General features: G+C 59.9%; 18 protein-coding genes. 8 read left to right on the forward strand and 10 right to left on the reverse strand.

Annotated features, from left to right (window positions below):
* The 7 genes from A3730_RS25235 to A3730_RS25265 all read right to left on the reverse strand — a co-directional run.
* Nucleotides 1–1,221 (reverse strand): copper resistance system multicopper oxidase (locus tag A3730_RS25235; protein ID WP_156501355.1); only part of this gene is annotated, 1,221 nt, incomplete at its 3' end.
* Between the two features lie 35 nt (nucleotides 1,222–1,256).
* Nucleotides 1,257–1,658 carry a hypothetical protein gene (locus A3730_RS25240; RefSeq protein WP_231880792.1) on the reverse strand — a complete coding sequence of 134 codons (402 nt, stop codon included), beginning with the start codon at nucleotides 1,656–1,658 and terminating at the stop codon, nucleotides 1,257–1,259.
* A 33-nt stretch (nucleotides 1,659–1,691) separates the two neighbouring features.
* Nucleotides 1,692–2,327: a LysE family translocator gene (locus tag A3730_RS25245; RefSeq protein ID WP_063521679.1), complete on the reverse strand. Its 636-nt coding sequence runs from the start codon at nucleotides 2,325–2,327 to the stop codon at nucleotides 1,692–1,694.
* A gap of 251 nt (nucleotides 2,328–2,578) precedes the next feature.
* Nucleotides 2,579–3,073, reverse strand: coding sequence for a DUF411 domain-containing protein (locus tag A3730_RS25250; protein ID WP_231884044.1), 495 nt, complete (start codon nucleotides 3,071–3,073; stop codon nucleotides 2,579–2,581).
* A gap of 60 nt (nucleotides 3,074–3,133) precedes the next feature.
* The gene (locus tag A3730_RS25255; RefSeq protein ID WP_063520579.1) at nucleotides 3,134–3,493 is read right to left on the reverse strand and encodes a cupredoxin domain-containing protein; all 360 of its coding nucleotides are present in this window, start codon (nucleotides 3,491–3,493) and stop codon (nucleotides 3,134–3,136) included.
* Nucleotides 3,490–4,143 carry a class I SAM-dependent methyltransferase gene (locus A3730_RS25260; protein WP_063520578.1) on the reverse strand — a complete coding sequence of 218 codons (654 nt, stop codon included), beginning with the start codon at nucleotides 4,141–4,143 and terminating at the stop codon, nucleotides 3,490–3,492. Before A3730_RS25260 ends, A3730_RS25255 begins: the two co-directional genes overlap by 4 nt.
* Complete coding sequence (locus tag A3730_RS25265; protein ID WP_063539243.1) at nucleotides 4,140–6,644, reverse strand: heavy metal translocating P-type ATPase; 2,505 nt, start codon at nucleotides 6,642–6,644, stop codon at nucleotides 4,140–4,142. Before A3730_RS25265 ends, A3730_RS25260 begins: the two co-directional genes overlap by 4 nt.
* A 224-nt stretch (nucleotides 6,645–6,868) precedes the next feature.
* On the opposite strand from A3730_RS25265, the gene A3730_RS25270 reads away from it, so the two are divergent.
* Entirely contained in the window at nucleotides 6,869–7,468 is a 600-nt protein-coding gene (locus A3730_RS25270) for a hypothetical protein (RefSeq protein WP_063520171.1), read from the forward strand.
* 163 nt (nucleotides 7,469–7,631) lie between these two features.
* On the opposite strand, the gene A3730_RS25275 is transcribed toward A3730_RS25270, so the two are convergent.
* Both A3730_RS25275 and A3730_RS25280 read right to left on the reverse strand, forming a co-directional pair.
* Nucleotides 7,632–8,585 (reverse strand): imelysin family protein, encoded by a 954-nt coding sequence (locus A3730_RS25275; RefSeq protein ID WP_063520172.1) that lies wholly within the window; start codon nucleotides 8,583–8,585, stop codon nucleotides 7,632–7,634.
* Nucleotides 8,586–8,597: 12 nt separating this feature from the next.
* Nucleotides 8,598–9,251: an HAD family phosphatase gene (locus tag A3730_RS25280; protein WP_063520173.1), complete on the reverse strand. Its 654-nt coding sequence runs from the start codon at nucleotides 9,249–9,251 to the stop codon at nucleotides 8,598–8,600.
* 201 nt (nucleotides 9,252–9,452) lie between these two features.
* On the opposite strand from A3730_RS25280, the gene A3730_RS25285 reads away from it, so the two are divergent.
* The 3 genes from A3730_RS25285 (at nucleotide 9,453) to A3730_RS25295 (ending at nucleotide 14,060) form a co-directional block, all read left to right on the forward strand.
* Entirely contained in the window at nucleotides 9,453–9,998 is a 546-nt protein-coding gene (locus tag A3730_RS25285; protein ID WP_063520174.1) for an RNA pyrophosphohydrolase, read from the forward strand.
* Entirely contained in the window at nucleotides 9,991–12,264 is a 2,274-nt protein-coding gene (ptsP, locus tag A3730_RS25290; protein WP_063539244.1) for a phosphoenolpyruvate--protein phosphotransferase, read from the forward strand. Before A3730_RS25285 ends, ptsP begins: the two co-directional genes overlap by 8 nt.
* Nucleotides 12,265–12,626: 362 nt before the next feature.
* Entirely contained in the window at nucleotides 12,627–14,060 is a 1,434-nt protein-coding gene (locus tag A3730_RS25295; RefSeq protein WP_063521230.1) for a M20/M25/M40 family metallo-hydrolase, read from the forward strand.
* A 42-nt stretch (nucleotides 14,061–14,102) separates the two neighbouring features.
* Here the strand turns inward: A3730_RS25295 and A3730_RS25300 are convergent, their stop codons facing one another.
* The gene (locus A3730_RS25300) at nucleotides 14,103–14,876 is read right to left on the reverse strand and encodes an NRDE family protein (RefSeq protein ID WP_063521231.1); all 774 of its coding nucleotides are present in this window, start codon (nucleotides 14,874–14,876) and stop codon (nucleotides 14,103–14,105) included.
* Between the two features lie 169 nt (nucleotides 14,877–15,045).
* On the opposite strand from A3730_RS25300, the gene A3730_RS25305 reads away from it, so the two are divergent.
* The 4 genes from A3730_RS25305 to A3730_RS25320 all read left to right on the forward strand — a co-directional run bounded on the left by A3730_RS25305 (nucleotide 15,046) and on the right by A3730_RS25320 (nucleotide 18,076).
* On the forward strand, nucleotides 15,046–15,849 hold the full coding sequence (locus A3730_RS25305) for a sulfite exporter TauE/SafE family protein (RefSeq protein ID WP_156501356.1): 804 nt from the start codon (nucleotides 15,046–15,048) through the stop codon (nucleotides 15,847–15,849).
* Nucleotides 15,850–15,855: 6 nt separating this feature from the next.
* A complete protein-coding gene (gene lgt / locus A3730_RS25310; protein WP_063521221.1) occupies nucleotides 15,856–16,653 on the forward strand; it encodes a prolipoprotein diacylglyceryl transferase in 798 nt (265 codons plus the stop codon).
* Nucleotides 16,650–17,483, forward strand: a complete 834-nt coding sequence (locus A3730_RS25315) for a thymidylate synthase (RefSeq protein WP_063521222.1) — start codon at nucleotides 16,650–16,652, stop codon at nucleotides 17,481–17,483. Before lgt ends, A3730_RS25315 begins: the two co-directional genes overlap by 4 nt.
* Nucleotides 17,484–17,566: 83 nt before the next feature.
* Entirely contained in the window at nucleotides 17,567–18,076 is a 510-nt protein-coding gene (locus A3730_RS25320; protein ID WP_082872533.1) for a dihydrofolate reductase, read from the forward strand.
* Nucleotides 18,077–18,189: the final 113 nt, after the last annotated feature.

Genomic DNA, 18,189 nt, shown 5'->3' on the forward strand with positions numbered 1-18,189 from the left:
CCCCATTTTCATGCCGTCATGGTCCATGGCGCCATGACTCATGGATTGATGACCCGAAGCTTGATGGTCCATAGCGCCCATGCCCATTTCGGTGTGGCCCAGTGGCGGGGGCGCGTCCATGTCAGGCACCGCAGCGGAGAGGGCGGCATCCGGTGTTAGCGTGCCGCGTACGAAGCCGCTGCGGTCGATGCTCTGGGCGAACAGGGTGTAGGCCTGATCGGCTTTCGGGGCCACGATCACATCCAGGGTTTCTGCCACGCCCAGTCGGCATTCATGGAAATCCACCGGGTTTACCGGTTGGCCGTCCATGGCGACCACGGTCATGTCGAGGCCGGGAATGCGAATGTCGAAGAAGGTCATGGCGCTGGCGTTGATGAAGCGCAGGCGGATGCGTTCGCCGGGTTTGAATCGGCAGGTCCAGTTGTTGGCGGGGCTTTGCCCGTTCATCAGGTAGGTATAGGTGTAGCCGGTCACGTCCGCCAGGTCGCTCTGGCTCATGCGCATGCTGTTCCACATTTGCCGGTCCTTGAGCGTTTCGATCACCCCTTTGTTGCGGAAATCACTCAGCGTGTCGAATACGGTGCGCTCATTGAAATTGTAGTAATGGCTGAGTTTTTTCAGTGTGGCGTAAATATGCTGAGGATCTTCATCGCTCCAGTCAGAGAGCAGAATCACTTCGTCACGGTCCGCGTGATAACGCGCTTCGGTGTGTGTGGTCGCCTCGCGAGGGTCAATCACGATGGCGCCATAAATTCCGGTTTGTTCCTGAAAGCCGGAATGGCTGTGATACCAGTAGGTGCCACTTTGTTTTACGGTAAAGCGATAGGTAAAGGTTTCGCCGGGGGCGATGCCATCGAAGGACAACCCCGGCACGCCGTCCATCTGGAAGGGCAGCAGAATGCCGTGCCAGTGTATGGAACTGGTTTCAGGCAACAGGTTGGTCACCTTGAGGGTGATGGTGTCACCTTCTTTCCAGCGCAGGGTCGGGCCGGGAATGCCGCCATTAATGGTGGTGGCCGGGCGGGTCTTACCGGTGATATTGACGTCGGTTCCGCCCAGCGTCAGGTGAAAAGTATCACCGGTGAGGGTCGGGGCGCCGGTATGGCCCTGGCTGGCCAGTAGTTGACGGGCGTTGAGGCCAAGCCCCAGCCCGGCGGCACCCAGTGCCAGGCCCTGCACGAAACGACGTCGTGGCAGGGAAATCTGCGATTGCGTTTTCATTGGAATACTCCTGTTTGTTTGAGAAAAAAATCAGCTCAAACAGACAGGGACGGTGGGCGTAACGGCAGGCGATGGATGCCGGCGTGAACCGTTGTAATGAGGGAGTCTGTGCCGGGGGGCGAGGGGATAAAGGCATTTGCCACGAAGGCAGTGTCACTGGCAGCGGTGATCTGGCACAGGGTGATGCATTGGCAGCTGTCGCTGCCTTCGCAGGCCTGCATCTGCGCCATGTCGTGGCCGGCGGTCATGTCACCGTCGGGCGTGTCGGCAGAGTGGTGACAGTGTGTCATGGAGGAGGGCGTCATGGGGCTGTCGGTAGCCGTGGACATGGCCATGGTGAGTGTATTGGCAGACAGCAAGCTGCTCACCACCATCAGGGTGGTGGCGAGCAAGGTGGCGATCATCGCCCGGCATTGTCTTCTCGATACACGTGACATGCTTGCATTATTGACCTTGGGGTAACCCCAAGGTCAAGCGGTTCGGATCAGTGAATTGATGACCACACTGGCGGCGATGATCACCAGTAGCACGGCGGTGGCTCGCTCCACCCAGTGGTGGTGGTCGCGTAACCAGGGCAGAAAGCGGCTGCGTCCCAGCAGGATGGCCACCAGCACATACCAGCCGCCATCGATAAACATGGCGGTGAGTACGATTTGGGCCCGGGCGAGGTGGCTCATGTCCGCTTCAAGAAACTGGCTGAACACGGCGAGGAAAAACAGGGCCACCTTGGGATTGAGGAACGCCACCATGAATCCGTCCCGGGCGGCGCCGCGAAGCACGCTGCTGCGCTTGCTTGAATCCGCGGCGGGTAGCGGCTCGCGGCCGGCCTGCCAGCTTTTCCATGCCATCCACAACAGGAACATGGCCCCGGCCATGGAAAAAAGCTGCTCCAGTACCGGGTAACGGTGGAACAGGATGGCCATGCCGGTGACGGTGGCCGCCGCCCAGATGCCGATGCCAAGGGCGTGGGTCACGCCTGCGATCGCGCCGGCCCGGTGGCCTCCGTGTAGGGTGTGGCGGGTCACCACCGCCAGGCTGATGCCGGGGGCCATGGCCCCCAGGGCACAGATGCTGGCCAGCAACAGCCAGTCGTAAAAAGGGAGCATTCAGGATCTCGTTACACGCAAAGCAGACACTTTAGAGGGTTGCCATGACAGGTTGAAGAGAGGGGCAGCAGTGAGATGCGATTGGGCGGCAAGCAGTTGAAAGTTCAAAGTTTAAAGTTGAAACGCGAAGTTGATGCCCGTGACTGATTGGCGGCTTGGGGCTTCGCGGTTCAACGTATAGGGGCGCGGGCAAGGCATAAAAGATGGCAAGCCCTTTCTCGCGCTTTTGAACTTTCAACTTTGAACTTGGGCTAATTCCCCGGATGGTGGCTGAACACCTCGGTGCCGTTTTCATCAAACAACAGCACGTCGTAGGCGTCTTTGCGGTCGCCCATTTCCATGCCGGGTGAGCCCACCGGCATGCCGGGGACGGTGAGGCCGCGGGCATCCGGGCGTTCTTCCAGCAGGCGATCCACATCGGCTGCGGGCACGTGCCCTTCGATGGCGTAGCCGTCGATAAAGGCGGTATGGCAGGAACCCTGGCCGGGCAGAATGCCGGCTTTTTCCTTGATGGATTGCAGGTTCTGTTGCTCATGCACCTTGACCGCGTAGCCGTTGGCTTCCATGTGTTCCACCCAGGCGCCGCAGCAGCCACAGGTGGGGGATTTATACACTTCCAGCACCTTGTCAGTGGCTGCTACCTGTGCGGCCGGTTGGCCGGCAGAGGGGGTTTCTGCCGGTGCCGTCGCTTCTTCGCCACAGGCAGCCATCAACAGGGTAGTTAAAACAACCAGTATTTTTTTCACGGCAAGTCCTCATCATTGTTTGCGTGTTGCGTGTTGCGTGTTGCGTGTTGCGTGTTGCGGTCAGTCTACTATCAGTGTGCCTTGATACATCTGCATTTGGCAGGTGAATCGGAACGTTCCCGCCGGCAGGTGATTCAGGGTCAGCGTGGTGGTTTTGCCGGTTTCCAGAAATTCACTGGTGTCGAGCCCCTGAAATATCACCTGCTCGGCACAGGGTGATGGATCGCGCCGGTCGAAATGCAGGGTCAACGATTCGCCGGCGTTGGCGCGAATGGAGGCCGGAGTATAGACCCCGTCTTCGACAATAATGGTGGTTTCGTGGGTGGCTGACGGTGCGGCGGTTTTGCGCTGCGATAACCAGAACCACCAGACCACCAGCGCCATCAACATCAGGCCGGCCAGATTGACGAGAATATTCATGGTGTCGTCTCCCGGGGTTTGCGGGCGGTAAGTATGACGGACTGCTTGTGCATGGTGTCGCCGAGTACATCGACGCTGTCTTCCGCGAAGGTGGCCAGCGTGGTGTCGGTAAACCCGGCCTGTTCCAGGGCGTGCTGCAGCTCTGGTCCGTGGTAGGTGGAAAAGCCGTGCTGGAAGACGGGCAGGCTGGCCATGCTGTTGTGATCACGCAGGCCCAGCACCAGGGTGCCGCCGGGGCGCAGCAGCAGGAACAAGGCGTGCAGGGCCGGTGCGAGCGGTTGCCAGAAATACACCACGTTCACCGCAACGATGCGGTCCATGGCGGCGGGCGCCAGGGGCGCGTCGGTGAGCGCGCCGTGGATAAAGGCGGCGCGGGTTTCGCCCAGGTAGCGCTCCCGGGCGCGCAGCACCATGTCGCGGGAGGCATCCAGTCCGGTGTAGTGCAGGTTATCCGCCTGCGCCAGCAGGCCGGGAAGGTGGCCGGCTCCACCGGGACCAATTTCCAGAATCCGGTCCCCGTCGGCGGGGGCCAATGCCGCATAGGCGGCGAGAATCACCGGACTGTTACGGTCATCCATGTTGTCTGCGACTGTGTTGCCTTCCTCGCCGTTGGGGTGACGCAGTTGGGCGGCAAGTTGTTCCGGTGTCATGGGGTCGTCCCGTTCGTGTGTTTGGGTTTGAAAAAGCGTAACCGGTTGGCGTTGGTGACCACGGTGACGGAGCTTAGCGACATGGCGGCCCCGGCGATCACCGGGCTGAGCAGGCTGCCGGTGAGCGGGTAGAGTATGCCGGCCGCCACGGGCACGCCCAGGCTGTTATAGACAAAGGCGCCAAACAGATTCTGTTTGATATTGCGTACCGTGGCTGACGAGATCGCCATGGCATCGGCCACGCCATGCAGTGAGCCCCCCATCAGGGTGATGGCTGCGGATTCGATGGCCACGTCGGTGCCGGTGCCAATGGCAAAGCCCACATCCGCCTGGGCCAGGGCCGGGGCATCGTTGATGCCATCGCCGACCATGGCTACGTTGCGGCCTTCGCCCTGCAGGGCCTGCACTTTTTTGGCCTTGTCTTCCGGCAGCACTTCCGCCATCACCTCATCCACGCCGGCTTGTTCGGCAATGGCGTTGGCGCTGGCGGCAATGTCGCCGGTAATCATGATGACCTTTAGTCCCTGTTCCTTAAGCCGGGTGATAGCGGCTTTGGAGTCGTCTTTAATACGATCCGCGACACCGATGATGCCGAGCAGGGTTTTCTGCTCCGACAAGAACAGCGGCGTGGCGCCCTTGTCGGTGAGGGGCGTGCTGTCGAGGTTGATGTTCACCCCTTCATTCTCCAACCAGCGCCGATTGCCCAGTCGATACGCCTTGCCATTGAGGGTGGCAGTGACTCCCTTGCCGTTCAGGGCCTGAAATTGAGTGACGTCGTCCAGCGATACTTCTCGCTGTTTGCTCTCGTTGAGAATCGCTGTGGCCAGCGGATGTTCCGAACCGCTTTCCAGGCTGGCCGCAAGTTTGAGCACGGTATCTTCCTGTTGCCCCTCTGCGCAGATGATATCGGTGACGGCAGGTTTGCCTTCGGTGATGGTGCCGGTCTTGTCGAGAACGATGGTGTCCAGCTGGCTGCTGGTTTGCAGGGCTTCCCCCTGACGAATCAGGATGCCGTATTCTGCCGCCTTGCCGACCCCCACCATCACGGACATGGGTGTGGCCAGGCCCAGCGCACAGGGGCAGGCGATGATCAGCACGGTGGTGGCGCTGATCAGCATGTGTGTCAGGCGCGGTTCCGGGCCCACATTGAACCACACCAGCGCGGCGGCGATGGCGATCAGCATGATGGTGGGGACAAACACCGCCGATACCTGATCGGCGAGGCGGCCGATCGGGGGCTTGCTACCCTGGGCTTTTTTTACCAGCGTGACGATTTGTGAAAGGGCGGTGTCTTTGCCCACGGCGGTGGCGGTGTAGAGCAAGGTGCCACCTTCATTGAGTGTGCCGGCGCTGACGTTGTCGCCTTCACTTTTACTGACGGGCATGGGTTCGCCGGTGAGCATGGATTCATCGATGCGGCTCTCGCCTTCTTTCACCGTGCCGTCCACGGCGATTTTTTCACCGGGCCGAACCCGGAGAATATCGCCGGTCTGAACTTGCTCCACGGGGATGTCCCGCTCTTCGCCATCGCGGACCACCCGCGCGGTTTTGGCACCCAGATCCAGCAGCCGTTTCACCGCAGCGCTGGTTTTGCCGCGGGCGCGCACTTCCAGTGCCTGGCCGAGATTGATCAGGCCGATGATCATGGCGCTGGCTTCGAAATACACATGCCGGGCCGCTTCCGGCAGGGCGCCGGGCAACAGGACGACCACCATGGAATAGAGCCAGGCCGCACCGGTGCCCAGTGCGATCAGGGTGTCCATGTTGGCGTTGTGGTTTCGAAATGCCTTCCAGGCGCCGACAAAAAAGTGGCGGCCGGCGGTGGCCAGCACCGCCAGAGTAAGCAGGCCGATAGCCAGCCAGATCCACTGACTGGTTTGCCCGGCGCGGACCATCATGTCGCCGCCCAGCAAGCCCCAGGCCATCAACGGGACACCCAGGCCAAGCCCGAGCCCCATGTGGCGAATAAGGGTGTGGTAGTGGGCCTGTTCGCGGGCCTCCTGCTGTTCCTGCTGATCTGCGCTGTTATCCAGCAGCTCGGCGCCATAACCGGCATCGGTTACCGCGCTGATCAGCGTCTCGGTGCTGGCGGTGCCGCTGACCTGAACGGTGCGATCGGCAAAATTCATGTCGGCCTTGTCGACACCGGGTGTGTTGCGCAGGGCATTTTCAATGGTGCGCACACAGGAGGCGCAGGTGGCGCCGCTGATGCTGAGTTGCACCGATTGGGCGGGGGTAACAGCGGCCTTTTCCGGTTTATCGCGACAGTGTGCGTCTTGATCATGCTGATCGTCGTCGGTGCCGTAACCCGCCTGTACCAGTGCGTCCTGAAGGGCGCTTCTGGAGGCGGTTCCTGTCACTGTGACCTGCTGGGCATGCAGATCCACGGTCACGCTTTCTACACCGGTAATCTGTTCCAGTGCCGCGTTGATGGTGCGGCTGCATCCCTTGCAGGTGGCGCCACTGACAGGCAGGGTCTGTGTCCGTGTTGGCATTGGCATGGTGGCTCCTGTGACGCGGTGTGATGCCAGAAGGTGATGTCAGTCTGTATTGTGAACCTGTGGGTAACCCCAAGGTCAACGGCATGCTATAAATTGCTGGTTACATTGAAAATTTTTATAAAAACGTCATAAAGGCGGAACCATAACAACGCAAACCGCTCAATAAGACCACATAGTGTGGCCATCTTGGATGCCGAATTTTTCGATATCAGTGAGGACGATTTATGTTTAAGAAAACATTGCTTGTGTCAGGCATTGCTCTGGCAGTTTCTGCCCCGGCCATGGCGGCGCAACAAACTTCCGCCGTCCGTGATAACGGTTTTTCCTACAGCTACGGCCAGTTGGCCTACGACCGCTGGGATCTGGATAACGATGTGGACGTGGACGCGCTGAGCGCCGAAGGGTCCTTTGCGCTGGACGAGCACTTGTTCCTGCGTGGTAGCCTGGGTTTCTTTGATGGTGACTATGGTCGCAATGGTGATCTCGACGGTAGCCAGATTTCTGGTGGTGTGGGCTTCCACACTCCGTTGCAGCGTGGTTTGGACTTCGTGACCAGCGCCGACATTATTTACGATGATCGTGATTATGATCCGGGCAACAACGACGATGAGATCGGTTTCGAAGTGCGTGGTGGTGTGCGTCATGCCACTACCGACAAGCTGGAACTGTCCGGTGGTCTGGCGTATCAGGATCTCTACGATGATGACCTGGGCGTTTACGGCCAGGGCCTGTTCAAGGTAAGCCAGGCGGTTGACCTGGGCGCACGCGTCATTGTTGGTGGCGATCGTGATACCTATGGCGTGTTCGGCCGCTACAACTTCTAAGATCCGTTCCAGGACAGTTTGTCTGGAAGCTAAAAGCCCCGCCGGGTGAGAGCCCGGCGGGGCTTTTTTGTGTTTGCCGTATGGCCCTGCTCGCCCGCCTTCTTGGGTCGATGTTACCCGCGCAAGACCTTAAGCCGAATAATTTCGGATTACGCCTTTCAGGCTAGGCGTCAGGCATCTGGCGGGTGATGCTTACTGTGGTAAGCCAGGCTTTAATTGGGGCCCAGCCTTTCTCTTCGCTTTGCTTGATTGAGCCGGCGATGCCCGGGTTGATCTGGTCCCAGCGGGCTATAACAGCGGGATCCATGGCCTGCACTGCATCGAGCAACACGGTTTCATTAACGGCGAGGCTGAGAGCGGGGATCAGCAGTCCTTCTTCCTGTTCGCTGGTTGGGTCTTGCTGTTGCTGCCAGTGGGCCAGGGTTTCCATCAGGCCGCATTGCAGTGCCAGCTCGTTCAGGGGGCGGTTCAGTGATAGCTGCTGATGGTCGGCGAGCAGTTGTTCGCCGGCCAGTTTCAGGTACTGGCGCCGCCGGGCGGGGATGCCTTCTTCACCGGTGAACGCTGCCAGCGCTTTGGGGCTTTCGGTGGTGCCGTTGAGTACCACGCTCAGGGCGGCAAAACCGAGGCTGGCTTCCGCCGGGTCGGTGGCGCCGTGTTGGCGGCGCAGGTTCTGGCGGGTCAGCTCCAGATAGGGATCACTGATCAGCCCGGATTCCGGCCACTCGGGCAGGGCATCCAGATAGCCGGGGTATAAGGGCCAGCTGTCCAGCCTGGCCAGAATGGCCTGCCGGTTGGCGCTCCCGTCTTGTTGGCAGGCACGGCTGGCCAGCAGCAGGTACTGGCTGGCAAAGCGCCGATACCACTGCGCCAGGGCATCGCGTAGTGCGGTCAGGTTTTCTGCATTCGGGTTTTGCTCGAACCGGGTTAGCGCCTGTTGCCATGCCTTTGCGGTGTCAGTAAAACGTTCGTCCGCCTGCTGTTGCCACTGTGCAGCGGGAATCTCTGTCAGAGTGCCGTCACTGACTGGTTGGGGTGTGGACCCGGCGTCGTCACTGGTGTTGTTGTCGCAGGCCAGCAACAGGCAGGCCAGTAATGCCATAAAGAGAAAACGCATAAACAATTCCGGTTAGCGCAGGCTGATCACGGGCCAGCCCTGTTCCCGGGCTTCGCGCTCAAGGGCACTGTCCGGGTCCACGGCCACCGGGTTGTCGACCTTGCGCAGCAGCGGCAGGTCGTTATGGGAGTCGCTGTAGAACCAGCTGTTCTCCAGGGTTTCATCGTTGGCGTTCAGCCATTCCGCCAGCCGCTCCACCTTGCCTTCGCGGTAGCTGGGGGTACCGGCCACGTTGCCGGTATAGCGCTCGCGGCGGCACTCTGCGACGGTGGCAATCAGATGGTCCACACCCAGCCGGTCCGCCAGTGGGGCGGTCACGAAATCGTTGGTGGCGGTGATGATCATCAGGGTGTGGCCCTGGTCGCGGTGTTTCTGCAGCAGGGTTTCGGCCTTGGGAAGCCACATGCTGTCGAGCTTTTCGGCGAGAAACTGTTCACGCCAGAAATGCAGCTGGGCCATATCGTTGTCGGCCAGTACTTTCAGGGAAAAACGCAGGTAAGCCATGATATCCAGACGGCCATTCTGGTAATCCACGTAGAACTGGTCGTTGGTTTCCTTGTAGAGCTGCTGGTCAACAATGCCTTTCTCTACCAGCCAGTCTCCCCACAGGTGGTCGGAATCGCAGCCGATCAGGGTGTTGTCCAGGTCGAAAATCGCGAGCGTCATGGCCTCTCCTTAAATGAAGGGGTCATTTTATGCGAAGCCGATGACAAGTCATACCGGCGGATTCATTGAGTCCGGGGCTCCCTGCGTTTGTTTTGGTGCGTTTGTTGCACGGTTGTGCATTGATCGCAGGTTGCCCGGCAAGGTTTAATGGGCTGACAAGGAGCCAGAGTCCACGATTGCGCGTGGATTCGAAGAGACAACATGACAGGCATTATTGATGACAAAGGGTTTCGGCTGAATGTCGGGATCATTATTGCCGGCCAGGATGGCCGGGTTTTCTGGGGTCGCCGGGTGGGCAACCGTGACGCCTGGCAATTTCCTCAAGGCGGCATGATGCCCGGGGAGTCCCCGGAAGAGACGCTGTTTCGTGAACTGGAAGAAGAAGTGGGGTTGTTGCCGGAACATGTGGAGATTATTGCCAGTACAGAAGGCTGGCTGACCTATCGTTTGCCGCGCCGGTTTCTGCGCCGGCCCCGTAATCGCCCGCACTGTATTGGCCAGCGGCAGAAGTGGTTTTTGCTGCAGTTGACGGCGGAGGAGCAGGCCATCGACCTGTTCGCCAGCGATAGTCCGGAGTTCAAGGACTGGCGCTGGGTCAACTACTGGTATCCGATTCGCAAGGTGGTGCATTTCAAGCGCGGGGTCTATGCCCGTGCCTTGCGTGAACTGGCTCCGGCCCTGAAGAAAGGCACGCCAGGCGCGCGTTCCCCTAATCCTTCTACCTCTGGAGACTCGTCCGATGCTTGAGACCCTGCGGCGCATTGTTCAGGAAGTGAACAACGCGGCGGACATTCCCAGCGCGCTGGATTTGATGGCCAAGCGGGTACGCGATGCCATGGGCACGGAAGTGTGTTCTATCTACTTGCGCGATGAGGACGAGCAGCGCTATGTGCTGATGGCCTCGGAAGGGTTGAAGCAGGAAGCCGTGGGCAAGGTGAGCCTGGGCTTGTCTGAGGGGCTGGTGGGGCAGGTGGGTCTGCGTGAAGAACCGATCAACCTGGAAGACGCTTTTACTCACCCCAAATTCCATTATCTGGCGGAAACCGGGGAGGATGCCTTCCATGCTTTCCTGGGGGTGCCGGTGATGCATCACGGCAAGGTGCTGGGGATCATGGTGGTCCAGCAGCGCGATGTTCGCCGTTTCGACCAGAGCGAAGAAGCCTTTCTGGTGACGATCTCCGCCCAGTTGTCGGCGGTGATTGCCCACGCACACGCGTCAGGGGTGCTGTTCGACCAGTTGGGCGGAGGCGCCGATCTGCCCAGTTTCTATGACGGCCTGCCCGGTTGCGCCGGGGCAGCCATTGGTTACGGCGTATTGTTGTTTCCCGAGGCGGATCTGGCCTCCGTGCCGGATCGGGCCGTAGAGGATGTTAGTAACGAAATTTCCCGGCTGGATGATGCGCTGGTGAAGGTGCGCCAGGAGGTTCGCGATCTGGCCGAGCGGGCATCCAAATCCCTGGGGACCGAAGAGCAGGCCCTGTTTGATGTCTATCTGCGCATGCTGGATCGACACGCCCTGCCGGCGGAAGTGATTGCCCAGATCCGCGAAGGGCAGTGGGCCCAGGGCGCCTTGCGCACGGTGGTTGATGCCCATGTGCGCAATTTCGAAATGATGGATGACCCCTACCTGCGTGAACGGGCGGCGGATGTGCGTGACCTGGGCCGTCGGGTGCTGGCTCAGCTGCAGAGCCAGACCCGGCGTCATGTGATTTTTCCGGACGAGTGCATTCTGCTCGGCGAAGATATTTCTGCGCCCATGCTGATGGAAGTACCCCGTGAACGGGTGCGTGGCATTGTTACCACACGCGGGTCACGGAATTCGCACATGGCCATTGTGGCGCGGGCCATGGGTATCCCCACCGTGGTGGGGGCGCAGAATCTGCCGCTCAAACAAATGGACGACAAGGAAATCATCGTCGATGGTTTCCGTGGCCGGGTGGTGGCCAATGCCTCCCCGGAGCTCAAACAACAGTTCCAGGAAATCATTGCCGAGGAAGAGAGTCTTCAGGCCGGGCTGGAAAAGCTGCGTGACGAACCGGCGCAAACGCTGGATGGCACGAGGATCAAGTTGCAGGTGAATACCGGCCTGATGACCGATATCAACCGGTCACTGGAACGGGGTGCCGAAGGGGTGGGGCTGTACCGCACGGAGATTCCGTTCATGGTGCGCGACCGGTTCCCGTCGGAAGAAGAACAGCGAGTGATTTATCGCGAGCAGCTGGCGGCGTTTGCTCCGCATTCGGTCACCATGCGCACCCTGGATATCGGTGGTGATAAATCCCTGAGTTACTTCCCCATAGAGGAAGAAAACCCTTTCCTGGGCTGGCGGGGTATCCGTGTCACCCTGGACCACCCGGAAATTTTCATGGTGCAGGTGCGCGCCATGATCAAGGCCAGTGAAGGACTGAACAATCTACGCATCATGCTGCCCATGATTACCAGTGTGATCGAAGCAGAAGAGGCCCAGCATCTGATCCACCGTGCCTGGCTGGAAGTGCGCGATGAAGGGCTGGATGTGCCCATGCCGCCGGTGGGAGTGATGATCGAAGTGCCGGCGTCGGTGTATCAGGCCCGCGCCCTGGCCCAGCGGGTAGACTTTCTTTCTGTAGGGACCAACGATCTGACGCAATACCTGCTGGCGGTGGACCGCAACAACCGCCAGGTGGCGGCGCTTTATAATTCCTATCACCCGGCGGTGCTGCATGCCCTGCTGCATGTGGTGGAGCAGGCCCGCGAAGAAGATACGCCGGTGTCGGTCTGCGGGGAGATGGCAGGGGAGCCCAGTGCGGCCCTGTTATTGATGGCCATGGGCGTGGACGTGCTCTCCATGAATGCGTCCAACCTGTTGAAGGTAAAAGCCGCTATTCGTCAGGTGAATATCAGCTTTGTCCGCCGTCTTCTCAATGAAGTGCTGGCCATGGATAACGGTGAGGTGATCGCCTCTTACGTGGACTTGCAACTCACCAAGGCCGGGCTGGGTGACCTGTTGCGAAATCGCAAGGTGTTGTCCTGACACACAGAGTGGGTCGCCGTTAAAAATAAAAGGCTCATCGCGGGCTTGAGTGATACCTCGGCTTCAGGATTCGTCTCATTCTACCGCCCTGGCAACCGCCGGACGATGGCTTCCAAACCTGAAAACCTTGGCCGCCATTTTCTCTGCGAAAAATGCATTACCTGACTTTTCCTGAAAGTGCCTCTCAAAGGAGATGCCGCAGTAACGAAGCCTCTCAGGTTATGGGGTTTTACGTCAGGCATCCGGCGTCGAGCATTTTGCAAAGTGCCGGGTATTTGCGATAAAAGCATCAGACGGCGAGAAGCGTGTTATTCAGCGGTTCCCTGGATGAACCAATTAAAAAAACTTATCGGGAGAGAGTCATGAAGCGCGCGTTCTTGTTGATCGTGGTGGCGTTGCTTGTGCTGCTGGCGGTGCTGTTGTTCAACACCTTGAAGGTAAAAGAGCCCAACGAAACGGTTATCCCTCTGCCGGTTTTTGAATCTGCATTGAACGAATCCGAGATGACCGCACGTCTCTCCCGTGCCCTGCGATTTGCTACCTTGCCGGATCAGCCGCAAGCCTTTGATGGTTTTCATGACTTTCTGCGTGAGTCTTTTCCCCTTACCCATGCAAGACTCACCCTGAAAACGTTCGGCCATAGCCTGCTCTATCACTGGGATAGCGGAAAAGACTGCGCGCCGACGTTGCTGTTAGCCCATCAGGATGTGGTGCCGGTGTCATCACCGGACGCCTGGGAGCATCCGCCTTTCGCCGGTGTGGTGGATTCACAGTTTGTCTGGGGCCGTGGTGCCATGGATGACAAGGGCAGCCTGATGGCGATCCTGGAAGCCACCGAAGCCTTGTTGGCGGACGACCGTGCACCGGCCTGTGATGTGTGGCTGGCGTTTGGTCACGATGAAGAAACCGGTGGCAGTGAAGGCGCCAGCCGCATGGCGGACTGGATGGCAGAGCAGGACCTGCGCTTCGGCCTGGTGCTGGATGAAGGCGGCATGATGTTGCCCGGCAGCACCCTGGGCATTGAGCAACCTGTGGCGCTGATCGGCATTGCCGAGAAAGGCTACATGACGGTGACGCTACAGGCCCACGCCGAACCGGGTCATTCGTCCCGTCCGCCTGCGAAAACCGCAGTGGGGGATCTGGCCAGGGCGATTGCCACCTTGCAGGATAATCCTCGCCCTGCCGGGTTGAGCGAACCTACCCGCAAAATGCTGCAGCAGGTAGCGCCGTACCAGCCGTTTGCCAAGCGAATGGTGTTTGCCAATCTATGGTTGTTTGAGCCCTTGATCGTCAAACAACTCTCCGGCAAACCGGAAACCAATGCCCTGGTTCGCACCACCATGTCGCCGACGCTGTTGCGTGCCGGGGTCAAGGATAATGTGCTTCCCGCCACTGCCGAAGCGACCATCAATTTTCGCCTGGCGCCAGGGGAAAGCCGGGAATCCTTGTTGGCTTATCTGGAACAGCAGTTGCCGGATTCGATCACCGTGACGCCCCAGGACACCTTTCTGTCTGACCCGTCAGCGACCAGCGATATTCCTTCACCTGCCTTTGAGCGTCTGGCGGGCCTCGCCCGGTCTTTGCCGGAGCAACCGGTGGTGGTGCCTTTTCTGCTGATCGCCGGCACGGATGCGCGCCATTACCAGGCCGTGTCCGATCAGATTTTTCGCTTTATGCCGGTTGCCCTGAACCAGGATGACTTGCCACGCTTCCATGGCCACAACGAGCGCCTGTCCAGAGCACAGTATCCGCGAATGGTGAGCTTTTATGCCGGGGTGATGTTGGGCGCGGAGTAAGGGCAGGCCGGTTTCAGGACCGGCCGGCAACAATGACAGTGGCTAAGCGTTGCTGAAACTGTGATTCGGATTGCCAGCGGCGTGGCCGTCCGGTTGCCACACCTGTTCCAGCATTTGCGGCCCCTGTTCACGGTCCAGAATTACGGCGCTGCTGGCGCGGGTGCCGTAGGTTTCCGACTGGATAAAGACGGGCGCCACCAGCCGCTCAAGCTCCACCCCGACGCCGGTGTCAGGCAGTTCGCTGTCGCTGGGCTGATAATGATCGTTAACCACCTGCAACAGCTGCTGCAGATTTCCGCCCGCGGCGATGGCGTCGGCCAGGTTCTGTTTGGCCCGCTCCACCTTGGGCCAGGGATCGTCCAGCAGGCCATTGCTGAGGCCGTGAATGCCGGGCTGGACCGCCTGCGGCGCCGCGCCACGGTTGCCCAGATACCACAGGCTGTCGCGGGTGCTGTCTGCGCTTACCGTGCCCACCAGCAGGTTGAAGGCGCCGTAGTGATGCTGCTCTTCTGCGAGGGTGTGGCTGAACTGTTCCGGGCTTTGTTGCCCTTCCAGAAAAGCGAAAGGCAGCAGGCCCCGGGAGCGTTCGCCGGGCTGGCGGTCGGTGATCGGCTCGCGGTAATTGGTGACCACGGCAAAGCGGCCATTACGGTGGATGCCCAGCCAGGTGCCGCCGGCGGTTCGGTCCAGCCCGCAGAAGATATCCCCGCGCCAGCGCGCCGCTTCCGCCGGCCGCGCATGAAACTCATCCCGATTGGCGGCGACTTTTAATGGTGTGTTTGATTCAGGCTGCCAGTCGAGCAGAACAATGCACATGGGGTTTCCTTCTTTTGTCTCTCGCACGCCTGACGCCAGCAACGCGGCTGGGTTGTTGTTTCAACGGTTGGGTCCCTGACGGATTTCAGCATCGGGCCTCGAGCGCCCGGCGTTCAGCGTTCCACCGTGCTAGCATACCTGCCTTGCCACGAGTTGTGTTGGAGAGGCTGTGCTGGAACTGTTTTTGATCTGTCTGGGCGTGGGGGTGGGCGCTGGCCTGCTGGCTGGGGCGCTGGGCCTGGGCGGTGGCGTGGTCATCGTGCCGGCCCTGATTTTCCTGTTTCACGGCCTGGGGTTTCCTGACGAACTGGTCGCCAAAATGGCGGTGGCCACGTCCTTGAGTACCATCATCATTACCTCCATCAGTGCCGTGCGCACCCACCATAAAGCCGGCTTCGTGCGCTGGCCGGTGGCATTACGTTTGGGGGCAGGCATTGTGCTGGGTGCCTTCGCCGGGGCATTCATTGCCGATGCCATGAAAGGGGAACTGTTGACCCGTCTGTTCGGTCTGTTTGCCATGCTGATTGCCCTGCAGATGTTGCTGGTGGGGCGTAAAACGGTGGATGAAAGCCTGCCGCAACGGGTGCCCGGGGCGCCGGGGCTGGGCCTGGCCGGGTTACTGATTGGGACCGGTTCCGCCATTTTCGGTATCGGCGGCGGCTCGTTGACGGTGCCGTTTCTGAGTTGGTGTCGATTGAAAATGCAGGAGGCGGTGGCTATTTCCTCCGCCTGCGGGCTGCCCATTGCCATTGCCGGCACGCTGGGGTTTGCGGTGGCTGGCTGGAATGAGCAGCACCTGCCCGATGGCGCCCTGGGCTATGTGTTTTTGCCCGCCACAGCCGGTATAGTGCTCACCAGCTTCCCGTTTGCGCGCCTGAGTGCGCGGCTCAGCCACCGGCTGCCGTCCGCCACCTTGAAGAAGGTCTTCGCTCTGGTGCTTTTTGTGCTTGGCCTCAAACTGGCTTTTGGATAACAACCTATGGAATTCCCGCAGATCGATCCGGTGGCATTCGCCATCGGCCCCCTGAAAGTGCATTGGTACGGCCTGATGTATATGTTCGGCTTCGCCGCCGCCTGGTTGCTGGGCATGTACCGGGCGAAGCAACCGGGGTCCGGCTGGACCAGGGATCAGGTGGGCGATCTGGTGTTTTACGGTGCCATGGGCGTGATCGTCGGTGGCCGGCTGGGCTACGTGTTCTTCTATAATTTCGACAAGTTCCTGGCCGACCCGCTGTGGCTGTTTGCGGTGTGGACCGGGGGCATGAGTTTTCATGGTGGCGCCATCGGGGTGCTGGTGGCCTTCTGGCTGTTCGCCCGCAAAACCGGCAAACGGTATTTTCAGGTGGCGGACTTCATGGTGCCCATGGTGCCCATCGGGCTGGCCACAGGGCGCTTTGGCAATTTCATGAATGCCGAGCTGTGGGGCCGCGCCAGTGATGCCCCCTGGGCCATGGTGTTCCCCACTGATCCGCTGCAGATTGCGCGGCATCCTTCCCAGCTTTACGAAATGCTGCTGGAGGGTGTGGTGCTGTTTCTGGTGTTGTGGGTGTATTCGGCCAAGCCTCGCCCGGCGGGGGCGGTGACCGCCCTGTTCGGTATCGGTTATGGCTGCGCGCGCACCTTTGTGGAATTCTTCCGGGAGCCGGACGCCCACATTGGTTATCTGGCTGGCGGCTGGTTGACTATGGGCATGTTGCTGAGCATTCCGATGATTATTCTCGGTATTGCCATGCTGGTTTGGGCGTATCGAAACGATGAGCGAGGAGTGAAGTCATGAAGCAATATCTTGATCTGCTTCGTCACGTCCGCGAGAACGGCACCTACAAGGAAGACCGTACCGGTACCGGTACCTATGCGGTGTTTGGCTATCAGATGCGCTACGACCTGAGCCAGGGTTTTCCCATGCTCACCACCAAGAAGCTGCACCTGCGCTCGATTATTCATGAGCTGCTGTGGTTCCTGTCCGGTGACACCAATATCCGTTACCTGAAAGAAAATGGGGTATCCATCTGGGATGGCTGGGCGACCCCTGAGGGCGAGCTGGGCCCGGTGTATGGTGAGCAGTGGCGTAGCTGGAAAACCCCGGACGGCGGGGTGATTGACCAGATCGGCGAGGTGCTGGAGGAAATCAAGCGCAACCCGGACTCCCGGCGCCTGGTGGTCAGCGCCTGGAACCCGGCGGTATTGCCGGACCCGTCCATCTCGCCGGATGCCAATGCGGCGGCGGGCAAGCAGGCGCTGCCGCCGTGCCACTGCCTGTTTCAGTTCTATGTGGCCGACGGCAAGCTCAGCTGTCAGCTGTATCAGCGCAGCGGCGATATCTTTCTGGGGGTGCCGTTCAATATTGCCTCCTATGCCCTGCTGACGCTGATGATGGCGCAGGTGTGTGATCTGCAGCCGGGCGATTTCGTGCATACCCTGGGCGATGCGCACCTGTACTCCAATCATCTGGAGCAGGCCGACACCCAGCTGGCCCGCACGCCCGGCCCGCTGCCGACAATGACGCTGAATCCGGCGGTGAAGGATCTGTTCGCGTTCACCTTTGACGATTTCACCGTCAGCAATTACGAACCCGCCGCGCACATCAAGGCGCCGGTGGCAATCTAACGCCTGATGCCCGAAGCCGGACGCACGATGCGAGAGAGTCTTTGTCCGGCGTCAGGCGCCCGGCCTCTAGCGTAGGTTTTTTCATGCCCATTCGTCTTTCCATGATGGTCGCCAAGGCCAGCAATAATGTCATCGGCCGGGATAACAAGCTGCCCTGGTATTTGCCCAATGACCTCAAGTACTTCAAGCAGGTTACGTTCGGCAAGCCGGTGATCATGGGCCGCAAGACCTGGGAGTCACTAAAGGGGCCGCTGCCCGGGCGCACCAATATCGTGATTACCCGCCAGCCGGATTATCAGGCCGAGGGCGCCAAGGTGGTGGCCACCGTGGAGGACGCCATCACCATGGCGGAGAATGTGGCATTCATCGAAGGGCAGGAAGAAGCGGTGATCATGGGGGGGGCCGAAATCTATGCATTGGCGTTACCGCAGACCCAGCGACTCTACCTCACAGAAGTGCATGCCGAGGTAGACGGGGATACATTTTTCCCTGAATACGAGGCCTCCGAGTGGCAAGAAATCGGCCGCGAAGATTTCGCCGCGCAAGGGCCAAACCCTTACGATTATTCCTTCGTGGTCTACGAGCGAAAATAGCGGCGCGCTTGCTGCGAAGCGACCTTCACCAGGGTTCTCCCACTCTCAAACGACAAAACCCCGCCGAAGCGGGGTTTTTGCGTGTTGCCTGAAGCAGGCAGCGTGAAGCGTCT

The sequence above is a fragment of the Alcanivorax sp. HI0044 genome, from assembly GCF_001634945.1.

Coding starts and splice junctions, on each gene's coding strand:
- A3730_RS25280 (WP_063520173.1), bottom strand. CDS start 9,251: ATGACGCTCGCGATTTTCGACCTGGACAACACCCTGATCGGCTGCGAT.
- lgt (WP_063521221.1), top strand. CDS start 15,856: ATGGAATTCCCGCAGATCGATCCGGTGGCATTCGCCATCGGCCCCCTG.
- A3730_RS25275 (WP_063520172.1), bottom strand. CDS start 8,585: ATGCGTTTTCTCTTTATGGCATTACTGGCCTGCCTGTTGCTGGCCTGC.
- A3730_RS25255 (WP_063520579.1), bottom strand. CDS start 3,493: ATGAATATTCTCGTCAATCTGGCCGGCCTGATGTTGATGGCGCTGGTG.
- A3730_RS25270 (WP_063520171.1), top strand. CDS start 6,869: ATGTTTAAGAAAACATTGCTTGTGTCAGGCATTGCTCTGGCAGTTTCT.
- A3730_RS25320 (WP_082872533.1), top strand. CDS start 17,567: ATGCCCATTCGTCTTTCCATGATGGTCGCCAAGGCCAGCAATAATGTC.
- A3730_RS25285 (WP_063520174.1), top strand. CDS start 9,453: ATGACAGGCATTATTGATGACAAAGGGTTTCGGCTGAATGTCGGGATC.
- A3730_RS25265 (WP_063539243.1), bottom strand. CDS start 6,644: ATGCCAATGCCAACACGGACACAGACCCTGCCTGTCAGTGGCGCCACC.
- A3730_RS25260 (WP_063520578.1), bottom strand. CDS start 4,143: ATGACACCGGAACAACTTGCCGCCCAACTGCGTCACCCCAACGGCGAG.
- A3730_RS25295 (WP_063521230.1), top strand. CDS start 12,627: ATGAAGCGCGCGTTCTTGTTGATCGTGGTGGCGTTGCTTGTGCTGCTG.
- ptsP (WP_063539244.1), top strand. CDS start 9,991: ATGCTTGAGACCCTGCGGCGCATTGTTCAGGAAGTGAACAACGCGGCG.
- A3730_RS25245 (WP_063521679.1), bottom strand. CDS start 2,327: ATGCTCCCTTTTTACGACTGGCTGTTGCTGGCCAGCATCTGTGCCCTG.
- A3730_RS25240 (WP_231880792.1), bottom strand. CDS start 1,658: ATGTCACGTGTATCGAGAAGACAATGCCGGGCGATGATCGCCACCTTG.
- A3730_RS25315 (WP_063521222.1), top strand. CDS start 16,650: ATGAAGCAATATCTTGATCTGCTTCGTCACGTCCGCGAGAACGGCACC.
- A3730_RS25300 (WP_063521231.1), bottom strand. CDS start 14,876: ATGTGCATTGTTCTGCTCGACTGGCAGCCTGAATCAAACACACCATTA.